16 protein-coding genes are annotated in these 17113 nt (G+C 70.6%); 14 read left to right on the forward strand and 2 right to left on the reverse strand.

All coding sequences use genetic code 11. The annotated features are described in order from the left end of the window. Nucleotides 1-37 precede the first annotated feature (37 nt). The 14 genes from ACMTAK_RS29190 (at nt 38) to ACMTAK_RS29255 (ending at nt 15869) form a co-directional block, all read left to right on the forward strand. The gene (locus ACMTAK_RS29190) at nt 38-925 is read left to right on the forward strand and encodes a bifunctional methylenetetrahydrofolate dehydrogenase/methenyltetrahydrofolate cyclohydrolase (RefSeq protein ID WP_413808935.1); all 888 of its coding nucleotides are present in this window, start codon (nt 38-40) and stop codon (nt 923-925) included. Then, nucleotides 915-1385 carry a DUF3017 domain-containing protein gene (locus ACMTAK_RS29195; protein WP_413808936.1) on the forward strand — a complete coding sequence of 157 codons (471 nt, stop codon included), beginning with the start codon at nt 915-917 and terminating at the stop codon, nt 1383-1385. The genes ACMTAK_RS29190 and ACMTAK_RS29195 overlap by 11 nt, the downstream gene beginning before the upstream one ends. 396 nt (nt 1386-1781) lie before the next feature. Next, nucleotides 1782-2252, forward strand: coding sequence for a helix-turn-helix domain-containing protein (locus ACMTAK_RS29200; protein WP_413808937.1), 471 nt, complete (start codon nt 1782-1784; stop codon nt 2250-2252). A gap of 130 nt (nt 2253-2382) precedes the next feature. Beyond that, a complete protein-coding gene (locus ACMTAK_RS29205) occupies nt 2383-2604 on the forward strand; it encodes a DUF2690 domain-containing protein (RefSeq protein ID WP_413808938.1) in 222 nt (73 codons plus the stop codon). A 268-nt stretch (nt 2605-2872) separates the two neighbouring features. Next, nucleotides 2873-3862 (forward strand): malate dehydrogenase, encoded by a 990-nt coding sequence (locus ACMTAK_RS29210; protein WP_413808939.1) that lies wholly within the window; start codon nt 2873-2875, stop codon nt 3860-3862. Nucleotides 3863-4270: 408 nt separating this feature from the next. Beyond that, nucleotides 4271-5965: a hypothetical protein gene (locus tag ACMTAK_RS29215; protein ID WP_413808940.1), complete on the forward strand. Its 1695-nt coding sequence runs from the start codon at nt 4271-4273 to the stop codon at nt 5963-5965. Next, nucleotides 5952-6413, forward strand: coding sequence for a hypothetical protein (locus ACMTAK_RS29220; RefSeq protein WP_413808941.1), 462 nt, complete (start codon nt 5952-5954; stop codon nt 6411-6413). Before ACMTAK_RS29215 ends, ACMTAK_RS29220 begins: the two co-directional genes overlap by 14 nt. Nucleotide 6414: 1 nt before the next feature. Further along, entirely contained in the window at nt 6415-7209 is a 795-nt protein-coding gene (locus ACMTAK_RS29225) for a hypothetical protein (protein ID WP_413808942.1), read from the forward strand. A 133-nt stretch (nt 7210-7342) separates the two neighbouring features. Continuing rightward, on the forward strand, nt 7343-8161 hold the full coding sequence (locus tag ACMTAK_RS29230; protein WP_413808943.1) for a serine/arginine repetitive matrix protein 2: 819 nt from the start codon (nt 7343-7345) through the stop codon (nt 8159-8161). Between the two features lie 264 nt (nt 8162-8425). Then, nucleotides 8426-9928, forward strand: coding sequence for an aldehyde dehydrogenase family protein (locus tag ACMTAK_RS29235; protein ID WP_413808944.1), 1503 nt, complete (start codon nt 8426-8428; stop codon nt 9926-9928). Nucleotides 9929-10135: 207 nt separating this feature from the next. Further along, the gene (locus tag ACMTAK_RS29240) at nt 10136-11722 is read left to right on the forward strand and encodes a GMC family oxidoreductase (protein WP_413808945.1); all 1587 of its coding nucleotides are present in this window, start codon (nt 10136-10138) and stop codon (nt 11720-11722) included. 11 nt (nt 11723-11733) lie between these two features. Beyond that, nucleotides 11734-12822, forward strand: coding sequence for a quaternary amine ABC transporter ATP-binding protein (locus ACMTAK_RS29245; protein WP_413813026.1), 1089 nt, complete (start codon nt 11734-11736; stop codon nt 12820-12822). A 46-nt stretch (nt 12823-12868) separates the two neighbouring features. Continuing rightward, nucleotides 12869-14890, forward strand: a complete 2022-nt coding sequence (locus tag ACMTAK_RS29250) for an ABC transporter permease (RefSeq protein WP_413808946.1) — start codon at nt 12869-12871, stop codon at nt 14888-14890. Nucleotide 14891: 1 nt separating this feature from the next. Beyond that, nucleotides 14892-15869: an ABC transporter substrate-binding protein gene (locus ACMTAK_RS29255; RefSeq protein ID WP_413808947.1), complete on the forward strand. Its 978-nt coding sequence runs from the start codon at nt 14892-14894 to the stop codon at nt 15867-15869. 36 nt (nt 15870-15905) lie between these two features. On the opposite strand, the gene ACMTAK_RS29260 is transcribed toward ACMTAK_RS29255, so the two are convergent. Both ACMTAK_RS29260 and ACMTAK_RS29265 read right to left on the reverse strand, forming a co-directional pair. Beyond that, entirely contained in the window at nt 15906-16493 is a 588-nt protein-coding gene (locus ACMTAK_RS29260; RefSeq protein ID WP_413808948.1) for a Uma2 family endonuclease, read from the reverse strand. Between the two features lie 136 nt (nt 16494-16629). Beyond that, entirely contained in the window at nt 16630-17109 is a 480-nt protein-coding gene (locus ACMTAK_RS29265) for a carboxymuconolactone decarboxylase family protein (protein ID WP_413808949.1), read from the reverse strand. Nucleotides 17110-17113 lie beyond the last annotated feature (4 nt).

The following is a 17113-nucleotide window of genomic DNA, read 5'->3' on the forward strand; positions in this document are numbered from 1 at the left end:
TTGGATCCGACGTCCCCGCATCCGGGAGGATGAAGTCATGACCGCCCAGATTCTCGATGGCAAGGCAACCGCAGCCGCGATCAAGTCCGATCTCGTCAGCCGCGTGGAGGCGCTGAAGGCCAAGGGCATCCATCCCGGCCTCGGGACCGTGCTGGTGGGCGAGGACCCCGGCAGCAAGTGGTACGTGGCGGGCAAGCACCGCGACTGCGCCGAGGTCGGCATCGCCTCCATCCGGCGCGACCTGCCCGAGACCGCGACCCAGGAGGAGATCGAGGCGGCGGTCCGGGAGCTCAACGAGGACCCGTCCTGCACGGGCTACATCGTCCAGCTGCCGCTCCCCAAGGGCATCGACGCCAACCGGGTGCTTGAGCTGATCGACCCGACCAAGGACGCCGACGGGCTGCACCCGACGAACCTCGGCCGCCTCGTGCTCAACGAGAGCGGCCCGCTGCCGTGCACGCCCCAGGGCGTCATCCAGCTGCTGCGCCACCACGGTGTGGAGATCAACGGCGCGCATGTGGTGGTCGTCGGCCGTGGCATCACCGTCGGCCGGTCGATCGGGCTGCTGCTGACCCGCCGCTCGGAGAACGCGACGGTCACCCTCTGCCACACCGGCACCCGTGACCTGCCCGGGATCCTGCGCCAGGCCGACATCATCGTGGCGGCGGCCGGGGTGCGGCACCTGGTCAAGCCGGAGGACGTCAAGCCGGGCGCGGCGGTGCTCGACGTGGGCGTCAGCCGGGACGAGCACGGCAAGATCGCCGGCGATGTGCACCCCGGTGTGACCGAGGTCGCGGGCTGGCTCTCGCCGAACCCGGGCGGGGTCGGCCCGATGACCCGCGCCCAGCTGCTGGTCAACGTGGTGGAGGCCGCGGAGCGGGACGCGAAGGCGGCCGCCGACGCCGGTGCCGGCCATGACGGCTGAGGCGAGCGAACCAGCGGCCGGGGAGCAGCGGCAGGAGCCGCCCGCGTCGCCCGCGGGGCCCGGCCGGTTCATCCGCAGGTCGCGCCGCTTCCCGCTGATCACCCGGGACACCGCGCGTCCGGAGGGCGGCGGCCGGGCCGCGCCCGGCGCCGCTCCGGCGCCCGCCCGGCAGTGGCCGCTGCTCGCGGTGATGGGCGGGGTGGGTCTGGGGCTGCTGATCGTCGCCCTGGACGCGTTCCGTGCGGGCACGGTGCTGATCGGGCTGTCCCTGCTGGCGGGCGCGTTCTTCCGGTGGGCGCTGCCCGAGGTGGGGATGCTCGCGGTGCGGTCGCGCTTCACCGACATGCTGACCTACGGGCTGCTGGGCGCGGCGATCGTGCTGCTGTCCCTGATGGCCCAGCCGGATCCGTGGGTGTCGATCCCGTTCCTTGACGACGTGGTGCATTTCACGGTGCGCTAGCCAACGACGTGAAACGGCGGCCCGTCCTCTCCCCCGTGGAAGGACGGGCCGCCGTCGTTGTGGCCGGATCCGAACGGTCCGGCGGCGGTCCGCCCTCTCCCCCGAAGAAGGACGGACCGCCTGGTAATCAGGGTTGTGCGTGAGCTGTGCCGGATCAATGAGCGTTGGAATCCTGTGGCGCGGAAGTGACCGTTCCAGCACGAGGTCTCCGCCGTGCAACGACGAGCCGGGTGTGAGGGAGTGCGTACCGGTGCTCGAAATGCTTCGATGCGCCCCGGCTCGAAGAGCTGACATCCTGGGGCGAAGCATCCCTTTGGTAGTCAGTTCGAGCTCGGAGACGCCAACAGCAGCCGCAGCGCGGGAGATTGACAGGTACGTGCTGGGGCAGAGGGGGCAATGCCTCGTTGGAGGGACTTACCGGAGGAACTCGATCCACAGGTCCGGGTGTTCACCGGCCAGCTGTGTACGCTCGTCGAGCGCAGCGGGCTGAGCGTCGTCGCCGTCGCCGACCGCACCGGCTACAGCAAGAGTTCCTGGCGGCGCTGCCTCAACGGGCGGCCGCTCCCCGGGGAAGGACCGGCCGAGGGTCGAACCGCCCGATCCGGAGCAGCCGTTCGTCTCGACGGCTCCGGTGTTCCCGTCTCGCGCGGCGTCGGCCGGGCGGGGGACCGGACTCCGCCGAGCCGCCGTCGCCCGCGTCGTCCCCTCCGTCGTCGTCCCTTTCGTCATCGTCCGCTCTGCCATCGTCCCCTCCGTCGTCGTCGCCACTGCCGTCGTCGTCGCCGAGGAGGCGCAAGCGTGTCGCCGCGCTGTTCGCCGGGGGGCTCGTCGGCGCGCTCCTGCTCGTCGCCGGTGCCGTCCTTCTGATCGACACAGGCGGCGACGGCGAGAAGCGGGGGAGCGGCCGACCACCGCACCGGCCACCAGCGCGCGTCAGCAGCTCACGGAGGGCGTGAAATGCGCCGGGCAGGCCTGCACCGGCCAGGATCCGCAGGCCATGGGGTGCGGCACCGCCGCGGTGCCGACGGCGGACGTCACCGTCGGCACCGCCTATGTCGAGGTCCGCTACAGCAAGACCTGCGAGGCGGCATGGGCCGCGCGGGCCACCGCGTGCGCCACCCTCGGCGGCGGTGCGCGCGCCCGCACGACCCCGGGCGCCCGGAGCTGGGCGCGGGGGAGTGAGGCCCGTCCGGAGGAATTCGTAAAACCGGGGGAATGAGCCGGGGGAATCGGGGCAGGCGCTGCCCGAGCCCCCCACGGGTGCGGCACTGGGCGGCCGCCTGCACTCCCCCTCCTGGCAGGCGGCCGCCAAAGTGCGCGGTGGTGCCATGTGCGCGGGTGGTGCCACGTGCTCGGTGGTCCGGAACGCACGGTGAGCGGTTACACAATGGCCCGAGAGAACGTGGGTCAGGTGCCGTCGGATAGCCTGACGCAAGTATCTCGACACCAAGAGATCTTGGACTGACAACACAGCGCAGGAGACCGCCATGACCCGCACTCCCGTCACCGTCACCGTCACCGGCGCGGCCGGCCAGATCGGCTACGCGCTGCTCTTCCGCATCGCCTCCGGTCAGCTCCTCGGCGCGGACGTGCCGGTCAAACTGCGTCTCCTGGAGATCCCGCAGGGACTGAAGGCCGCCGAGGGCACCGCGATGGAGCTCGACGACTGCGCCTTCCCGCTGCTCCAGGGCATCGACATCTCCGATGACCCGAACGTGGGCTTCGACGGTGCGAACGTCGCGCTGCTGGTCGGCGCCCGCCCGCGCACCAAGGGCATGGAGCGCGGCGATCTGCTGGAGGCCAACGGCGGCATCTTCAAGCCGCAGGGCAAGGCCATCAACGACCACGCCGCGGACGACATCAAGATCCTGGTCGTGGGCAACCCGGCCAACACCAACGCGCTCATCGCGCAGGCCGCCGCTCCGGACGTACCGGCCGAGCGCTTCACCGCGATGACCCGGCTGGACCACAACCGCGCGCTGTCGCAGCTGGCGAAGAAGACCGGCGCCCCGGTCAGCGAGATCAAGAAGCTGACGATCTGGGGCAACCACTCCGCCACCCAGTACCCGGACGTCTTCCACGCCGAGGTCGCGGGCAAGAACGCCGCCGAGGTCGTCAGCGACGAGCAGTGGCTGGCCGACACCTTCATCCCGACCGTCGCCAAGCGCGGTGCCGCGATCATCGAGGCGCGCGGCGCCTCCTCGGCCGCCTCCGCCGCCAACGCCGCCATCGACCACGTCCACACCTGGGTCAACGGCACCGACGCCGACGACTGGACCTCCGCCGGTGTGGTCTCCGACGGTTCGTACGGGGTGCCGGAGGGCCTGATCTCCTCGTTCCCGGTCACCGCCAAGAACGGGAAGTTCGAGATCGTCCAGGGCCTGGACATCAACGAGTTCTCGCGGGCCCGCATCGACGCGTCGGTGAAGGAGCTCGAGGACGAGCGCGAGGCCGTGCGGAACCTCGGCCTGATCTGACGCACCTCAGCCCGCCCCGACGCGCCGTTTCCGAAGGGTCACATTCCGGTATTCACTCCGGAGTGTGACCCTTCGGCCATGCACTGTAATCGCGGGTCATCTTCCCCTACCGTGGAGGCAGTTGCTACGGCCTCGGGGGGGAACATGGCCAATACGCGCGATGATCATTTTTCAGGCGGTGCTGATTCTTCCGGCGGCGCTCACTCTTCTGGCGGCGCTCGCCCTTCTGGCAGTGCTCATCCTTCTGTAGGGGATCACTCCGCTCGTCTGCCGCGGTCTCGGTCGGATCCGTCACCGGCGGTCCCTTCTCCTCGTACTGCGGCTGATGGGTCTCCCTACGCCACCAGCGAGGCCACCCGGCTGTTATGCGCGGGCGCCTATCTGGACGACGACTTCCGGGACGCGGTCGTGGACGAGTTGTATGTCCACGAGGAGCGCGCCGTGGCGCCCTCGCTGGGCATCGACGCGGTCCGGGTGCTCGCGCACGCGCTGCGCGCGCGCCGTCTGGAGGCGGGCTGGACCGCGTTGCTGGTGTCCTTATGGGTGCTGGACTTCCTGCTGGCCCAGGGCTTCTTCTATCTCTTCGTGCTCTCTTGCGCGCTGCTACTGCTGGCGGCCTGGGCCAGGGGCGGCGCCATGGGCGCCTTCCGCGCCGACTATCCCGGGGCCGACGGGGTCACCGTCACCCGGCGGCGGGCGGCCGCGGTGCTGCGAGTGCTCGGCTGTCTGACCCTGCTGTCCTATGTGGTCTCCGCCCTGACGCAGGCGCTCACGGACGGGCAGTCCGATCCGGGCGGGCTGCGGGACTTCGCACCGGTCCTGGCCACCGGGTCGGACACCACCGCCGCCTGGTTGGCGCTGGTGATCCCGGCCGCGATGGCCGCCGCGGTCGCCCTGCACCGTGAGCATGTGGCCCGGGTGCTCGCCACCGATCTGGAGCCGGAGACCTTCGCCGACCCCGCAGCGGACCCCGCGGAGCGGTTCGAGGGCGGGCGGTTCCAGCGGGTGCGGGCCCTGATCCGCCGTGAGCAGCACTCACCGGTGATCCTCTACCACGATCGGCACCCCTTCCTCGGCGCGGGCACCGCGCATGACACCTGGACCCTCGCCGTGGAGCTGCGGCCGCGCGAGGGCGGCGATCCGGTGCCGCTGGACAACCGGGTGATCCTGGAGCGGATCCGGCCGCTGGTCGAGAAGTTGCGCACCCCGTCCGCCCAGGGCGCCGCCTCCGTCCAGGGCACCGACTCCGCGCAGGGCGCCGCCTCCGTCCAGGGCGCCGCCTCCGTCCAGGGAACCGCCTCCGCGCAGGGCGCCATCCCTGCCCAAGGCGCCGCTCGTGCCGCCGAGAGCCGTGACCGGCTGCGCGGCCTGGAGCTCGACGAATGCGTCTTCCTCAAGGTCACCGGATTACGGAGCCGCTCCTTCGTGCCGTACGGAGAGGCGGACTTCGCACGGGAGCGGGCGGAGGCCGTCGAGGAAGGCGGCGAGATCCGCCGGCACTTTCTGCGCATCCGCGTCGGCGCATGGCGGGAAGAGGTCGTCACCACGGTCTTCGTGCGGGTGCATACGCAGGGCGGCATGCTGATGCTGGAGTTCGCCCCGCATGTGCTGCGCCCGATCCGCCCGGACTTCCGGGCGGTCGACCGGCTCTCCGACTCCCACCGCCGCGGCGGGCTGCCGGGCAAGGTGATCTGGGCGCTGGGGCGGACGCCCACGGCGGCGGGCCGGGCGGTCATCCACGCCTTCCGCTCGGCCGCCTTCCTCTGGCGGATGTACGCGGGGGGCTATGAGGCGGCCATTCCCGACGGGCCCTGGGCCTCGGTGCGGGAGCTGGGCAGCGACGCCGGCGCATCGCTCTTCCAGGAGATGGATGTCAGCCGCTATCTGAAGAGCGTCGAGGACCGGGTGGCCAACGGCGTGCGAAGGGCGCTCGACGAAGCCGGATGGGAGACCGGTGAGTTCGAGCAGAAGGTCATCAATGTGAGCGGCGGCGGAGTCTTCATCGAGTCCGCGGAGCACAGCGCCTTCGGCTTCGGTGACCACAACACCATCAGCAACACCACCGGAAGCAATGGAGCGGGAGGCGGCCATGGAGATGGCTGACACGGAGGACGGTAGCGACATGGGCGGCGGCGCGGACCACGCGGCGGGCGCGAGCGGTGGCGGCGCGACCCCGGCGGCGGGCGGCGGGAGCACGTTCGGAAACATCCGGTTCGGCAAGGTGCAGGGCAGCGCCATCGGCTTCGGCGACCACAACCACATCGTGAACGGGCGTCAGGCGGAGGCCCCCTGCGACCCCGCCTATCAGGAGCTGCTGGAGGCCGTTCGGCAGCTTGCCGAGGATCTGCGGCGGGTGGTCCCGAGCCCGGAGGTCGGCGCGCTCTCCGACGAGCTGGACCGGACCGAGGACGAGATCCAGCGCACCGGCCGGGCGGGGGCCGGCCGACTGGCCCGGGTCCGGGTGATGTTGCAGGACGCGAGCGCCAGCGTCGGCATGCTCGCTTCGGGTGTCGCCGTCGGACAGGCGGTCGGCGCGCTGTTGGGCGGGTGAGATGAGCACCCCGGGCGGCGAGGGGGGCCGTCGATGGGACGAGGAGGCCCAGCGCTGGGTGGGAGCGGGCGCGGAGCCACCGGCCCCGGGCCGAAGACCACCCAATCCGCATCTGGGCACGGTGCTGCTGGCGGTGCTCGCCGTGGTGCTGGTCGGCGGGATCGGGTTCGGCGCCTGGAAGCTGGTGTCGGACGGCGGGGACGACAAGCCCCGGGGGGACGGCGGTTCGCCCTCGGCCTCGTCCTGGTCGCCGTCGGCCGAGCAGCCCTCGGCATCGTCGTCGGGGCCGTACGCGGAGCCAACCTCGGCGCCGCCGTCGGTGTCCGAGGACAGCACCCAGGGGCCGCCGGCGGACTATGTGCGCACCACCGACCCGGAGGGTTTCCGACTGGATGTGCCCACGGGCTGGCAGCGGGTCAAGCGCGACACCGGGGTGTTCTACGAGTCGTCCGACGGGGGCGGTCTGATCCAGGTCTTCGCGCTGACCGAGCCCGACATCACACCGTACGAGGCGCTGCGCCAGGCGGAGACGGGGCTCAAGAAGAACCCCGACTACAAGCGGTATGAGCTCAAGCGGCTCGGGCCCGGCGATGACGCGGACGCGGAGCTGGAGTACGGCTACCGCAGCGCCAAGTACGGCCCGCGCCGGATACTCGACCGGGCCTTCACCGGCCCGGACGGGGTGCAGTACGCGGTGCTGGTCGCGGGCCCGGCCGGCGACTGGCCGCAGCAGCGGGAGCGGCAGGGCATCGTGCTGGCGTCCTTCTGCCCCACGGCCTACTGCCCGGCCACCTGACCGGCGGCCGGGCGACGGATGAGTATCGGTGCGGTGACAGGGGGTGGGGCGGCCCCCGAACCGGGGTACACCGATGTGAGCCGATACGGCTTATCCGCATATGGGGCCAGAGATCCATCATCGGGGGGCATAGATGAGCATGCACAACGGGGGAGCGCCGGGGCAGGACTCCAGGCGGGCGCTACGGGCGCTGGCGGTGACGATCTTCCTGGTCGCGGGGGTCGCGTTCTCCGGATGGGTGGCCTTCGGGGGCGATGACACCTCCCGGAATCAGGCGGGTCCGCTGCCCTGGGACCGTGAGAGCCCCACGGCCACGCCGAGCGAGGGCGCCTCCCAGCCGAGCGATCTCTACCCCTCGCCCGGCCCCGAGACCAGCGGGCCGACCGATCTCCCGACCGATCTCCCCACGGACTTTCCGACCGGGGCGCCCTCCGGGTCCCCGTCCGCGACGCCGTTCGGCACCCCGTCCTCACCCTCCCTGACGGGCGCGGCCCCGCCCGCGGGCTACAGCACCCAGGCCGACCCCGCCGGATACCACCTCGCGGTCCCGGACGGATGGCGACGAACGACCCAGGGCCCCAGCGTCTACTACACCTCGCCCGACGACAGCACCGTGATCCAGATCTTTGAGCTGCACGGTCCCGAGTCGACGCCGTACGAGTCCGCCCAGGAGGCCGAGCGGATCGCCTCCACCCACCGCGACTACGAACAGATCGCCCTCACCCGGCTGGGCTCGGCCGCCATGGACCCGGTCCAGCTGGAGTACACATACGAGTCCAAGAGCGACGGCCACCGCCGGATGCTCGACCGCCGCTTCGCCGCCCCCGGCGGCACCATGTACGCGGTGCTGGTGAGCGGCCCCTCCGGGGCCGGGGACCGGGTGGAGGAGCGGGAGGTCCACCAGGCGGCGGTGGACACCTTCTGCCCGACCGCCTACTGCACCGCGTCCTGACCGCGCCGCGTCGTGATCCCACCGCCTCCTGATCAAACCCCGGCCACTCGACCGCACCTCTCTGTGACCGAACCACTTCTTGACCGCACGGTCCCTTGACATACAGGCCGATCATGGGGCGAGGGGCCGGTTCCGCCTTCGGATCACGTGAGCCGTCCCACTTTCTCTTGCGAATCGCGCATAGGTTCCCGCCTTCCGGTTAGGGGTCCAAGTTGCTGGCTTGGACCAGTGGCACAGCACGCGGAACCGGAAGGCAGAAATCACGTGGCGGCAGTCGAGACCATTCATGTGGACGGGGTGTGGCAGGCAGCCGCATCCGGGGCGCAGCGGGAGGTCCTCGACCCCGCGGACGCCAAGACCCTCGCCGTCGTCGCGGAGGGTGGTGTCGAGGACACCGACGCGGCGGTCGCGGCCGCGCGTCGCGCCTTCGACCAGGGACCCTGGCCCGGGACGCCGGTGGCCGAGCGGGCGGCGCTGCTGCGCCGCGTCGCCGAGCTGCTCCAGCGCGACCGCGAGACGATCGCGCTCATCGAGAGCCGTGACACCGGCAAGACCCTGGAGGAGGGCCGGGTCGACGTCGACGACGTGACCAACGCCTTCCGCTACTTCGCCGACCTGGTCGCGGGCGAGTCGGCCGGGCGCGTGGTCGACGCGGGCACCCCCGATGTGCACAGCGTCGTGGTCCATGAGCCGGTCGGCGTCTGCGCGATGATCACCCCCTGGAACTATCCGCTGCTCCAGGCCAGCTGGAAGGTCGCCCCGGCGCTGGCCGCCGGGAACACCTTTGTGATCAAGCCCAGCGAAGTGACCCCGCTGTCCACCGTCCATCTGGTGAAGCTACTGGTCGAGGCCGGACTGCCGACCGGGGTGGCCAATGTGGTCACCGGCGCGGGCGACCCCGTGGGCGCCCGGCTGTCCGAGCACCCCGATGTGGATCTGGTCTCCTTCACCGGTGGCCTGATCAGCGGCACCAAGGTCGCGCAGGCCGCCGCGCCGACGGTCAAGAAGGTCGCGCTGGAGCTCGGCGGCAAGAACCCCAATGTGGTCTTCGCCGATGCCTGCGCCACCGCCGAGGGCTTTGACACCGCCGTCGACCAGGCCCTGAACGCCGCCTTCATCCACAGCGGCCAGGTCTGCTCGGCCGGTGCCCGGCTGATCATCGAGGAATCGGTGCGCGAGCGGTTCGTGGCCGAGCTCGCCCGCCGGGCGGAGAAGATCAAGCTGGGCCGCGGCACCGAGGACGGTGTCGAGTGCGGTCCGCTGGTCTCGGCCCAGCAGCTGGACAAGACCGAGGCGTATGTGGCGTCCGCCCTCGAGGAGGGCGCGTTGCTGCGTTGCGGCGGCAAGCAGCCGGAGCCCAACGAGGTCCGCCCGGCCACCGGCTACTTCTACCTCCCGACCGTGCTCGACCAGTGCCACCGCGAGATGCGGGTGGTGCGGGAGGAGACGTTTGGGCCGATTCTGACGGTCGAGTCCTTCCAAACCGAGGACGAGGCAGTCACACTCGCCAATGACACGGAGTACGGACTGGCCGGCGCCGTCTGGTCCGCCGACACCGCCCGGGCGCGGCGCGTCGCCGCCCAGCTGCGGCACGGCACCGTGTGGATCAACGACTACCACCCCTACCTTCCGCAGGCCGAATGGGGCGGTTTCGGCAAGTCCGGGGTCGGGCGCGAGCTCGGTCCCGCGGGCCTTGACGAATACCGCGAGACCAAGCACGTCTACGAGAACCTGCGACCGAGCCCGGTGCGCTGGTTCGCCGGCTGACACCCCGCCGCCGGCCCCGCCCGGGGCACGGCCGGGCCAGGACTCGTCCCCGGGGCCCGGACCCGGCCGCGCCCGATCGCGGCGACCGGCGGCGAGAAGCCGTAGGCACTTGAGGCACCCAGCAACACCCCACCCCCAGGGGCGGCAGCAGCCCCCGGCCCGCACCGGCGCGAGCCGTTTGGGTAAGACCGCGAGGAGTAACCCCACATGTCCGTACCTGTCGCATACGACTACGTCGTGATCGGCGGCGGCACCGCAGGCTCGGTGATCGCTTCCCGGCTCACCGAGGACCCGGACATCCGTGTCGCCGTCATCGAGGGCGGACCGTCGGATGTCGACCGGCCCGATGTGCTCACCCTGCGCCGCTGGCTCGGCCTGCTCGGCGGCGACTTGGACTACGACTACCCCACCACCGAGCAGCCGCGCGGAAATTCGCATATCCGGCACAGCCGGGCGCGGGTGCTCGGAGGGTGCTCCTCGCACAACACCCTGATCTCCTTCAAACCGCTGCCCGGTGACTGGGACGAGTGGGCCGAGGCCGGCGCCGAGGGCTGGGACGCGGAGTCCATGGACCCGTACTTCCAGCGGCTGCGCAACAACATCGTCCCGGTGGACGAGAAGGACCGGAACGCGATCGCGCGGGACTTCGTCGACGCCGCCCAGGCCGCCGCCGGGGTGGAGCGGGTCGAGGGGTTCAACAAGAAGCCGTTCCACGAGGGAGTCGGCTTCTTCGACCTCGCGTACCACCCGGAGAACAACAAGCGCTCCTCGGCGTCGGTCGCGTATCTGCACCCGTTCCTGGACCGGCCCAACCTCCATCTGATGCTGGAGACCTGGGCGTGCAAGCTGGAGCTGGACGACACCGGCCGGGTCACCGGAGTGCACGTCCGCACCAAGGACGGCGAGGAGATCCTGGTCCGGGCCGAGACCGAGGTCCTGGTCTGCGCGGGCGCCGTGGACACCCCACGGCTGCTGATGCACTCCGGTATCGGGCCCAAGGGCGATCTCGAGGCGCTGGGCATTCCCTCCGTCCACGATCTGCCGGGCGTCGGTGAGAATCTGCTCGACCACCCCGAGTCGGTCATCGTGTGGGAGACGGACGGCCCGATTCCGGACAACTCCGCGATGGACTCCGACGCGGGGCTGTTCATCCGGCGGGACCCCGAATCCCGGGGCCCCGACCTGATGTTCCACTTCTACCAAATTCCGTTCACCGACAATCCGGAGCGGCTGGGCTACGAAAAGCCCGAGCACGGTGTGTCGATGACCCCCAACATCCCCAAGCCGCGCAGCCGCGGTCGGCTCTACCTCACCAGCGCCGACCCGTCCGTCAAGCCCGCCCTCGACTTCCGGTACTTCACGGACGAGGAGGACTACGACGGCCGCACGCTGGTCGACGGCATCCGTGTCGCGCGCGAGATCGCCAAGACCGAACCGCTGGCGAGCTGGCTCAAGCGCGAGGTGTGCCCGGGCCCGGAGATCACCTCGGATGAGGAGATCAGCGAGTACGCCCGCAAGGTCGCGCACACCGTGTACCACCCGGCGGGCACCTGTCGTATGGGTGCCACGTCGGACGAACTCGCCGTGGTCGGCCCCGATCTGCGGATCCGGGGCCTGAACGGCGTCCGTATCGCCGACGCGTCCGTCTTCCCGACGATGCCGGCCGTGAACCCGATGATCGGAGTCCTGATGGTGGGCGAGAAGTGCGCTGAGCTGCTGTTCGAGGAGCGCGATCGGGAACGGCACCGGCCCGATGACCGAGCCGCCATACTGGCGCCGGGAGGTGAGGCGTGATGGCTACGACCATGGTCCCCGAGACGCCCGACACCCCCAAGACCCCAGAGAGCGGCGAGCGCACCCCGGTGTTCTCGGTCCGCGACCTGTGGAAGGTCTTCGGCCCCAGGGCCGACCGGATCCCCGGCTCCGCCGAGGCCGAGCTGTCCGCCGCTGAGCTGCGTGCCCGCACCGGCTGCACCGCCGCCGTCCGCGAGGTCTCCTTCGACGTCCAGCCGGGCGAGGTGTTCGTGGTCATGGGGCTCTCCGGCTCCGGCAAGTCCACCCTCGTCCGCTGCCTCACCCGGCTGATAGAGCCCACCTCCGGCACTCTGAAGATCGACGGCGAGGACGTCCTGGCCATGGACAAGGCCCGGCTGCGCGATCTGCGCCGGCACCGCGCCGCCATGGTCTTCCAGCACTTCGGGCTGTTGCCGCACCGCTCCGTCCTCGACAACGTCGCCTACGGGCTGGAGATCCAGGGCGTGGGCAAGGCCGAGCGCCGGGCCAGGGCCGCCGAGGTGGTGGAGAAGGTCGGCCTCACCGGCCTCGAGCGCCGCCGCCCCGGCCAGCTCTCCGGCGGTCAGCAGCAGCGCGTGGGCCTGGCCCGGGCGCTCGCCGTCGACCCCGAGGTGCTGCTCTTCGACGAGCCGTTCAGCGCGCTCGACCCGCTGATCCGCCGCGATATGCAGGAGGAGGTCATCCGGCTGCACCACGAGGAGGGCCGGACGATGGTCTTCATCACCCATGACCTCAGCGAGGCGCTGCGCCTCGGTGACCGCATCATGCTGATGCGCGACGGCGGGATCGTGCAGCTGGGCACTCCGGAGGAGATCGTCGGCTCCCCGGCCGACGACTACGTACGGGACTTCGTCCGCGATGTGCCGCGCGAGCAGGTGTTGACCGTGCGCCGCGCCATGCGCCCCGCGACGTCCGACGAGCAGGACGGCGGGCCCGCGCTGACCCCGAGCACCACGGTCGCCGACGCGATCGAGGCCGTGGCGCGCACCGGCGGCCCCGCGCGCGTCGTGGACGGCGGCCGCTGCCTGGGCGTCGTCGACCACGCCTGTCTGCTGAGCGTCGTCGCGGGCCTGGACGGCAAGGAGGTGGCCGCGGCATGAGCCCCACCTCAACCCTCTCTCCGCCGGGCCGCACCGGGGGGCGCGTATGAGTGCCACCGCCACCCGCCCCTCCACCGACCCCGCCACCGAACCGGCGGCCACCGGGACGGCGGCGGACGAGACGCGCCCGTCCCTGCTGAGCGCCGTCGTGCACAGCCCCGCCGCGCGCAAGCTGGCGGTGCTCGTGGTGATCGCCGCCGTGCTCGTGCCGATCGCCCACGCCAAGTGGGCGAGCGGCAGCTGGCCGGACGCGCTGACCGTCGATGTCTCCGAACCGCTCGGCAAGGCCAGCGACTGGATCATCGACAACCGCGACAGCCACTGGATCTTCCTCTACTTCTTCGGCCACATCAGCAACGCGGTCATCATCTGCGTGCGCGCCGTCTACGTCGTCCTGCTCACCCTCGGCTGGGCCGGGGTGACCGCCGCCTCGACCCTGGTGGCCTGGCGGGTCGCCGGGGTGCGGGTCGCGGTGACGACGCTGGTGTCCTTCGCCGTGTGCGGGCTGCTTGGCATGTGGGTGCCGACGATGCAGACGCTCGCGCTGATGGCCGTCGCCGTCACCGCGTCCGTCGTCATCGGCGGGCTGCTGGGCCTGGCCGGCGGGCTCTCGGAACGGGCGTTCCGGGCGCTGCGCCCGATTCTCGACACCATGCAGGTGCTGCCCGCGTTCGCCTATCTGCTGCCCGTCGTGCTGATCTTCGGCATCGGCGTACCGGGCGCGGTGCTGGCCACCGTGATCTACGCGGCCCCGCCGATGGCCCGGCTCACCGCCCTCGGCCTGCGCGGCGCGGACGCCGGGGTACTGGAGGCGGTGGCCTCGCTCGGCGCCACCTGGCGGCAGCGGCTGCTGTCCGCCCGGCTGCCGCTGGCCCGTAAGGAACTGCTGCTGGGCGTCAACCAGGCGATCATGATGGCGCTGTCCATGGCCGTCATCGCCTCCGTGATCGGCGGCGGCGGTCTCGGTGACCGCGTCTACCAGGCGCTGTCCAGCGTGGACGTCGGCAAGGCGCTGGCCGCCGGCCTCCCGATCGTGCTGCTCGCCGTCGTGATGGACCGCACCACCGCGTCGGCGGGCGAGCGCCTCGGCGAGCCCCCGGCCGAGGGCGGACCCCGGCTGCTGCGCGGCTGGCCCGCCTGGGCGGGCGTCGGGGTGATCACCGTGGTGGTGACCCTCGTCGGACGGCTGGCCGGGTCCCAGACCTGGCCGACCGGCTGGACCGTCCCCATCGAGGAGCCCGTCAACCAGTTCAAGGACTGGATGGTCGACCACCTCTACACGGGTGTGCCGGTCGTCGGCGGCACCGCCGATTGGGCCTCGGACTACGTCAAGTGGATCCTGGACCCGCTGCGCGAGGGGCTCCAGGGCCTCCCGTGGTACGCGGCGCTGCTGATCGTCGCGACGCTGGCCTGGCTGATCGGCACCTGGGGCACCGCCCTGACCGCCACCGCCGCCATGGCCGCGATCGGGGTGCTCGGGGTGTGGGAGCCGTCCATGGACACCCTCTCCCAGGTGCTGGCGGCCGTCTTCGTCACGCTGGTGCTCGGCTTCGCGATCGGCATCGCGGCCGCGCGGTCCACCCGGCTGGAGCGGCTGCTGCGGCCGGTGCTGGATGTGTGCCAGACCATGCCGCAGTTCGTGTATCTGATCCCGGTGGTCGCGCTGTTCGGTGTCGGCCGCGCCCCGGCGGCGGCCGCGGCCATCGTCTACGCGCTGCCCGCCGTCATCCGCATCACCACCCAGGGGCTGCGGAACGTGGATCCGGCGGCGCTGGAGTCGGCGCGTTCGCTCGGCGCCACCCAGGGCCAGCAACTGCGCCAGGTCCAGCTCCCGCTGGCCCGCCCGGCGCTGCTGCTGGCCGTCAACCAGGGCGTGGTGCTGGTGCTCGCCGTGGTGATCATCGGCGGTCTGGTGGGCTCGGGCGCGCTCGGCTACGACGTGGTGTTCGGCCTGGCCCAGGGCGATCTGGCCACCGGTCTGGTCGCCGGCGCGGCCATCGTCTGCCTGGGTCTGATGCTGGACCGGGTCACCCAGCCGACGTCGCGCCGCGACAGGAAGGGAGCCTGAGATGGCTCGCACCCGCACTCAGCTGCTGATGGCCGCCGCCGGTGTCGCGGCCGTGTTCACCGCGACCGGCTGCGGCGCGGCGGACATGACCAAGCAGTCCTCGCCGTACGCCAATGTGGGCGGGGCGAAGAGCGTCACGCTCTCCGTCCAGTCGTGGGTCGGCGCCCAGTCCAATGTCGCGGTCGCCCAGTATCTGCTGGAGCACGAGCTGGGCTACCGCGTCGACACCGTCCAGGTGGACGAGGTGCCGGCGTGGGACGCGCTCAGCCAGGACCGGGTGGACGCGATCCTGGAGGACTGGGGCCACCCGGACCAGGAGCAGCGCTACGTCAAGGACAAGAAGACGATCGTGCCGGGCGGCGGGCTCGGCGTCACCGGCCATATCGGCTGGTGGGTGCCGAAGTACTTCGCCGACGCCCATCCGGACGTCCTGGACTGGAAGAACCTCAACAAATACGCGAAGACCTTCAAGTCCGCGGAGAGCGGCGGCAAGGGCCAGCTGCTGGACGGTTCACCGTCGTATGTCACCAATGACAAGGCGCTGGTGAAGAATCTGAAGCTGAACTACGAGATCGTCTTCGCGGGTTCGGAGGCGGCGCAGATCACCCAGATGAAGCAGTTCGCCAAGGCGAAGAAGCCGTTCCTGTCGTACTGGTACGAGCCGCAGTGGCTGTTCAACCAGGTGCCGATGGTCGAGGTCAAGCTGCCCAAGTACACGGACAAGTGCGCTGCTGAGGGCGCCAAGGACCCCGACTCCTTCGACTGCGCCTATCCGACCACACCGCTGCAGAAGTATCTGAACGCGGATTTCGCGAAGAAGGGCGGCAAGGCGGCGGCGTTCCTGAAGAAGTTCCACTGGACCAAGAAGGACCAGAACGAGGTGTCCGAGTTGATCGCCTCGCAGGGGATGGCACCAGAGGACGCCGCGAAGAAGTGGGTCGAGGCGCATCCGGACGTCTGGAAGAAGTGGCTGCCCTGAGTCCGGATCACGCTCAGGGCAGCATGGGCGACCGGATTACTTGAGGAAGCCCGCGGTGTCGAGTGTGAGGCCCAGCGGTTCGGGGAGCGTCACCGGCTCCCCGAACGCCGCTCGGTGCTTATCCCGGTAGCGGCCCTTCCCGTCCGGTACGGAGTACACGGTCGTGGAGCCCTCGTCGTCGTGCGGGTCGATCAGCAAATAGATCGGCACATTGGAGTGGGCGTAGCCCTTGACCTTGGCCTGGAGATCGCGCGCTCGTGTGAAGGGCGATGTGATCTCGGCGACGAGCAGGACGTCATCCGCCTGGACCTGCCACTCCTCCATACTCTTCAGCGCTTCCGACTCGCAGATGAGCAGGTCCGGAATGAACCTCTCCTCCGTCGCGGGGAGGAAGACCGTTGTGGTGTTGGTAATGCGCCATTGAGTCGGTACCTCGCGGACGAGCTGGAGGTTCAGCTCGCTGAAGATCCAGTTGTGGAAATTCGCAGGCGTCGGTGAGATGACGATCTCCCCCCCGATGAGTTCTGCCCGCATTCCATCCGGCAGCTCCAGCCGGGCATGGATGTCGAGCAGATTTTCGAACTCTTGGTCGGGCAGTGGCGCCGTCATCACGAGACCTCCCATGGGTGGGTCCCCCTTCTGGCTGTGTTGCCTTCGTGCCGTACTGCCATGCGGGGGCCTGTCACCATCATGCGTTAGGTGATGGCTCCGACGTCGGACAACTGCCCCCGTCGTCATCAACGACGACGGGGGCAGATGGTCACACGGTCGGCTTGTAGGCGCCGGGGGCCATGCGGGTGGTCACACCGATCCGGTTCCAGGCGTTGATGGTCAAGATCAGCGCGATGAGCTGGGCCAGCTCCCGCTCCTCGAAGTGCTTGGCGGCCCGCTCGTAGACCTCGTCCTGGACGAAGCCGTCGGTCAGGACGGTGACGGCCTCGGTCAGGGCGAGGGCGGCCTGCTCCTTCTCGGTGTAGAGGTCGCCGGTCTCCTCCCAGGCGTTGAGGAGGTACAGGCGGTCCTCGGTCTCGCCCGCCGCGCGGGCGTCCTTGGTGTGCATGTCGATACAGAAGGCGCAGTGGTTGAGCTGTGAGGCACGGACTTTGACCAGCTCGGCCAGTGTCGGGTCGACGCCCCTTCTGGCGGCCGCGTCCAGGGTGACCATGGCCTTGTAGACCTCGGGGACGGCCTTGGCGAACTGCATCCGGGGGCCGTGTGCGTGAGAAGTTCCGGTCGTCATGCCT

It is taken from the genome of Streptomyces lacaronensis (genome assembly GCF_047337785.1).
In the GTDB taxonomy this organism is placed as follows: domain Bacteria; phylum Actinomycetota; class Actinomycetes; order Streptomycetales; family Streptomycetaceae; genus Streptomyces; species Streptomyces lycopersici.

Coding starts and splice junctions, on each gene's coding strand:
- ACMTAK_RS29225 (WP_413808942.1), top strand. CDS start 6,415: ATGAGCACCCCGGGCGGCGAGGGGGGCCGTCGATGGGACGAGGAGGCC.
- ACMTAK_RS29255 (WP_413808947.1), top strand. CDS start 14,892: ATGGCTCGCACCCGCACTCAGCTGCTGATGGCCGCCGCCGGTGTCGCG.
- ACMTAK_RS29205 (WP_413808938.1), top strand. CDS start 2,383: ATGGGGTGCGGCACCGCCGCGGTGCCGACGGCGGACGTCACCGTCGGC.
- ACMTAK_RS29265 (WP_413808949.1), bottom strand. CDS start 17,109: ATGACGACCGGAACTTCTCACGCACACGGCCCCCGGATGCAGTTCGCC.
- ACMTAK_RS29230 (WP_413808943.1), top strand. CDS start 7,343: ATGAGCATGCACAACGGGGGAGCGCCGGGGCAGGACTCCAGGCGGGCG.
- ACMTAK_RS29210 (WP_413808939.1), top strand. CDS start 2,873: ATGACCCGCACTCCCGTCACCGTCACCGTCACCGGCGCGGCCGGCCAG.
- ACMTAK_RS29220 (WP_413808941.1), top strand. CDS start 5,952: ATGGAGATGGCTGACACGGAGGACGGTAGCGACATGGGCGGCGGCGCG.
- ACMTAK_RS29250 (WP_413808946.1), top strand. CDS start 12,869: ATGAGTGCCACCGCCACCCGCCCCTCCACCGACCCCGCCACCGAACCG.
- ACMTAK_RS29195 (WP_413808936.1), top strand. CDS start 915: ATGACGGCTGAGGCGAGCGAACCAGCGGCCGGGGAGCAGCGGCAGGAG.
- ACMTAK_RS29245 (WP_413813026.1), top strand. CDS start 11,734: ATGGTCCCCGAGACGCCCGACACCCCCAAGACCCCAGAGAGCGGCGAG.
- ACMTAK_RS29240 (WP_413808945.1), top strand. CDS start 10,136: ATGTCCGTACCTGTCGCATACGACTACGTCGTGATCGGCGGCGGCACC.
- ACMTAK_RS29200 (WP_413808937.1), top strand. CDS start 1,782: ATGCCTCGTTGGAGGGACTTACCGGAGGAACTCGATCCACAGGTCCGG.
- ACMTAK_RS29190 (WP_413808935.1), top strand. CDS start 38: ATGACCGCCCAGATTCTCGATGGCAAGGCAACCGCAGCCGCGATCAAG.
- ACMTAK_RS29260 (WP_413808948.1), bottom strand. CDS start 16,493: ATGGGAGGTCTCGTGATGACGGCGCCACTGCCCGACCAAGAGTTCGAA.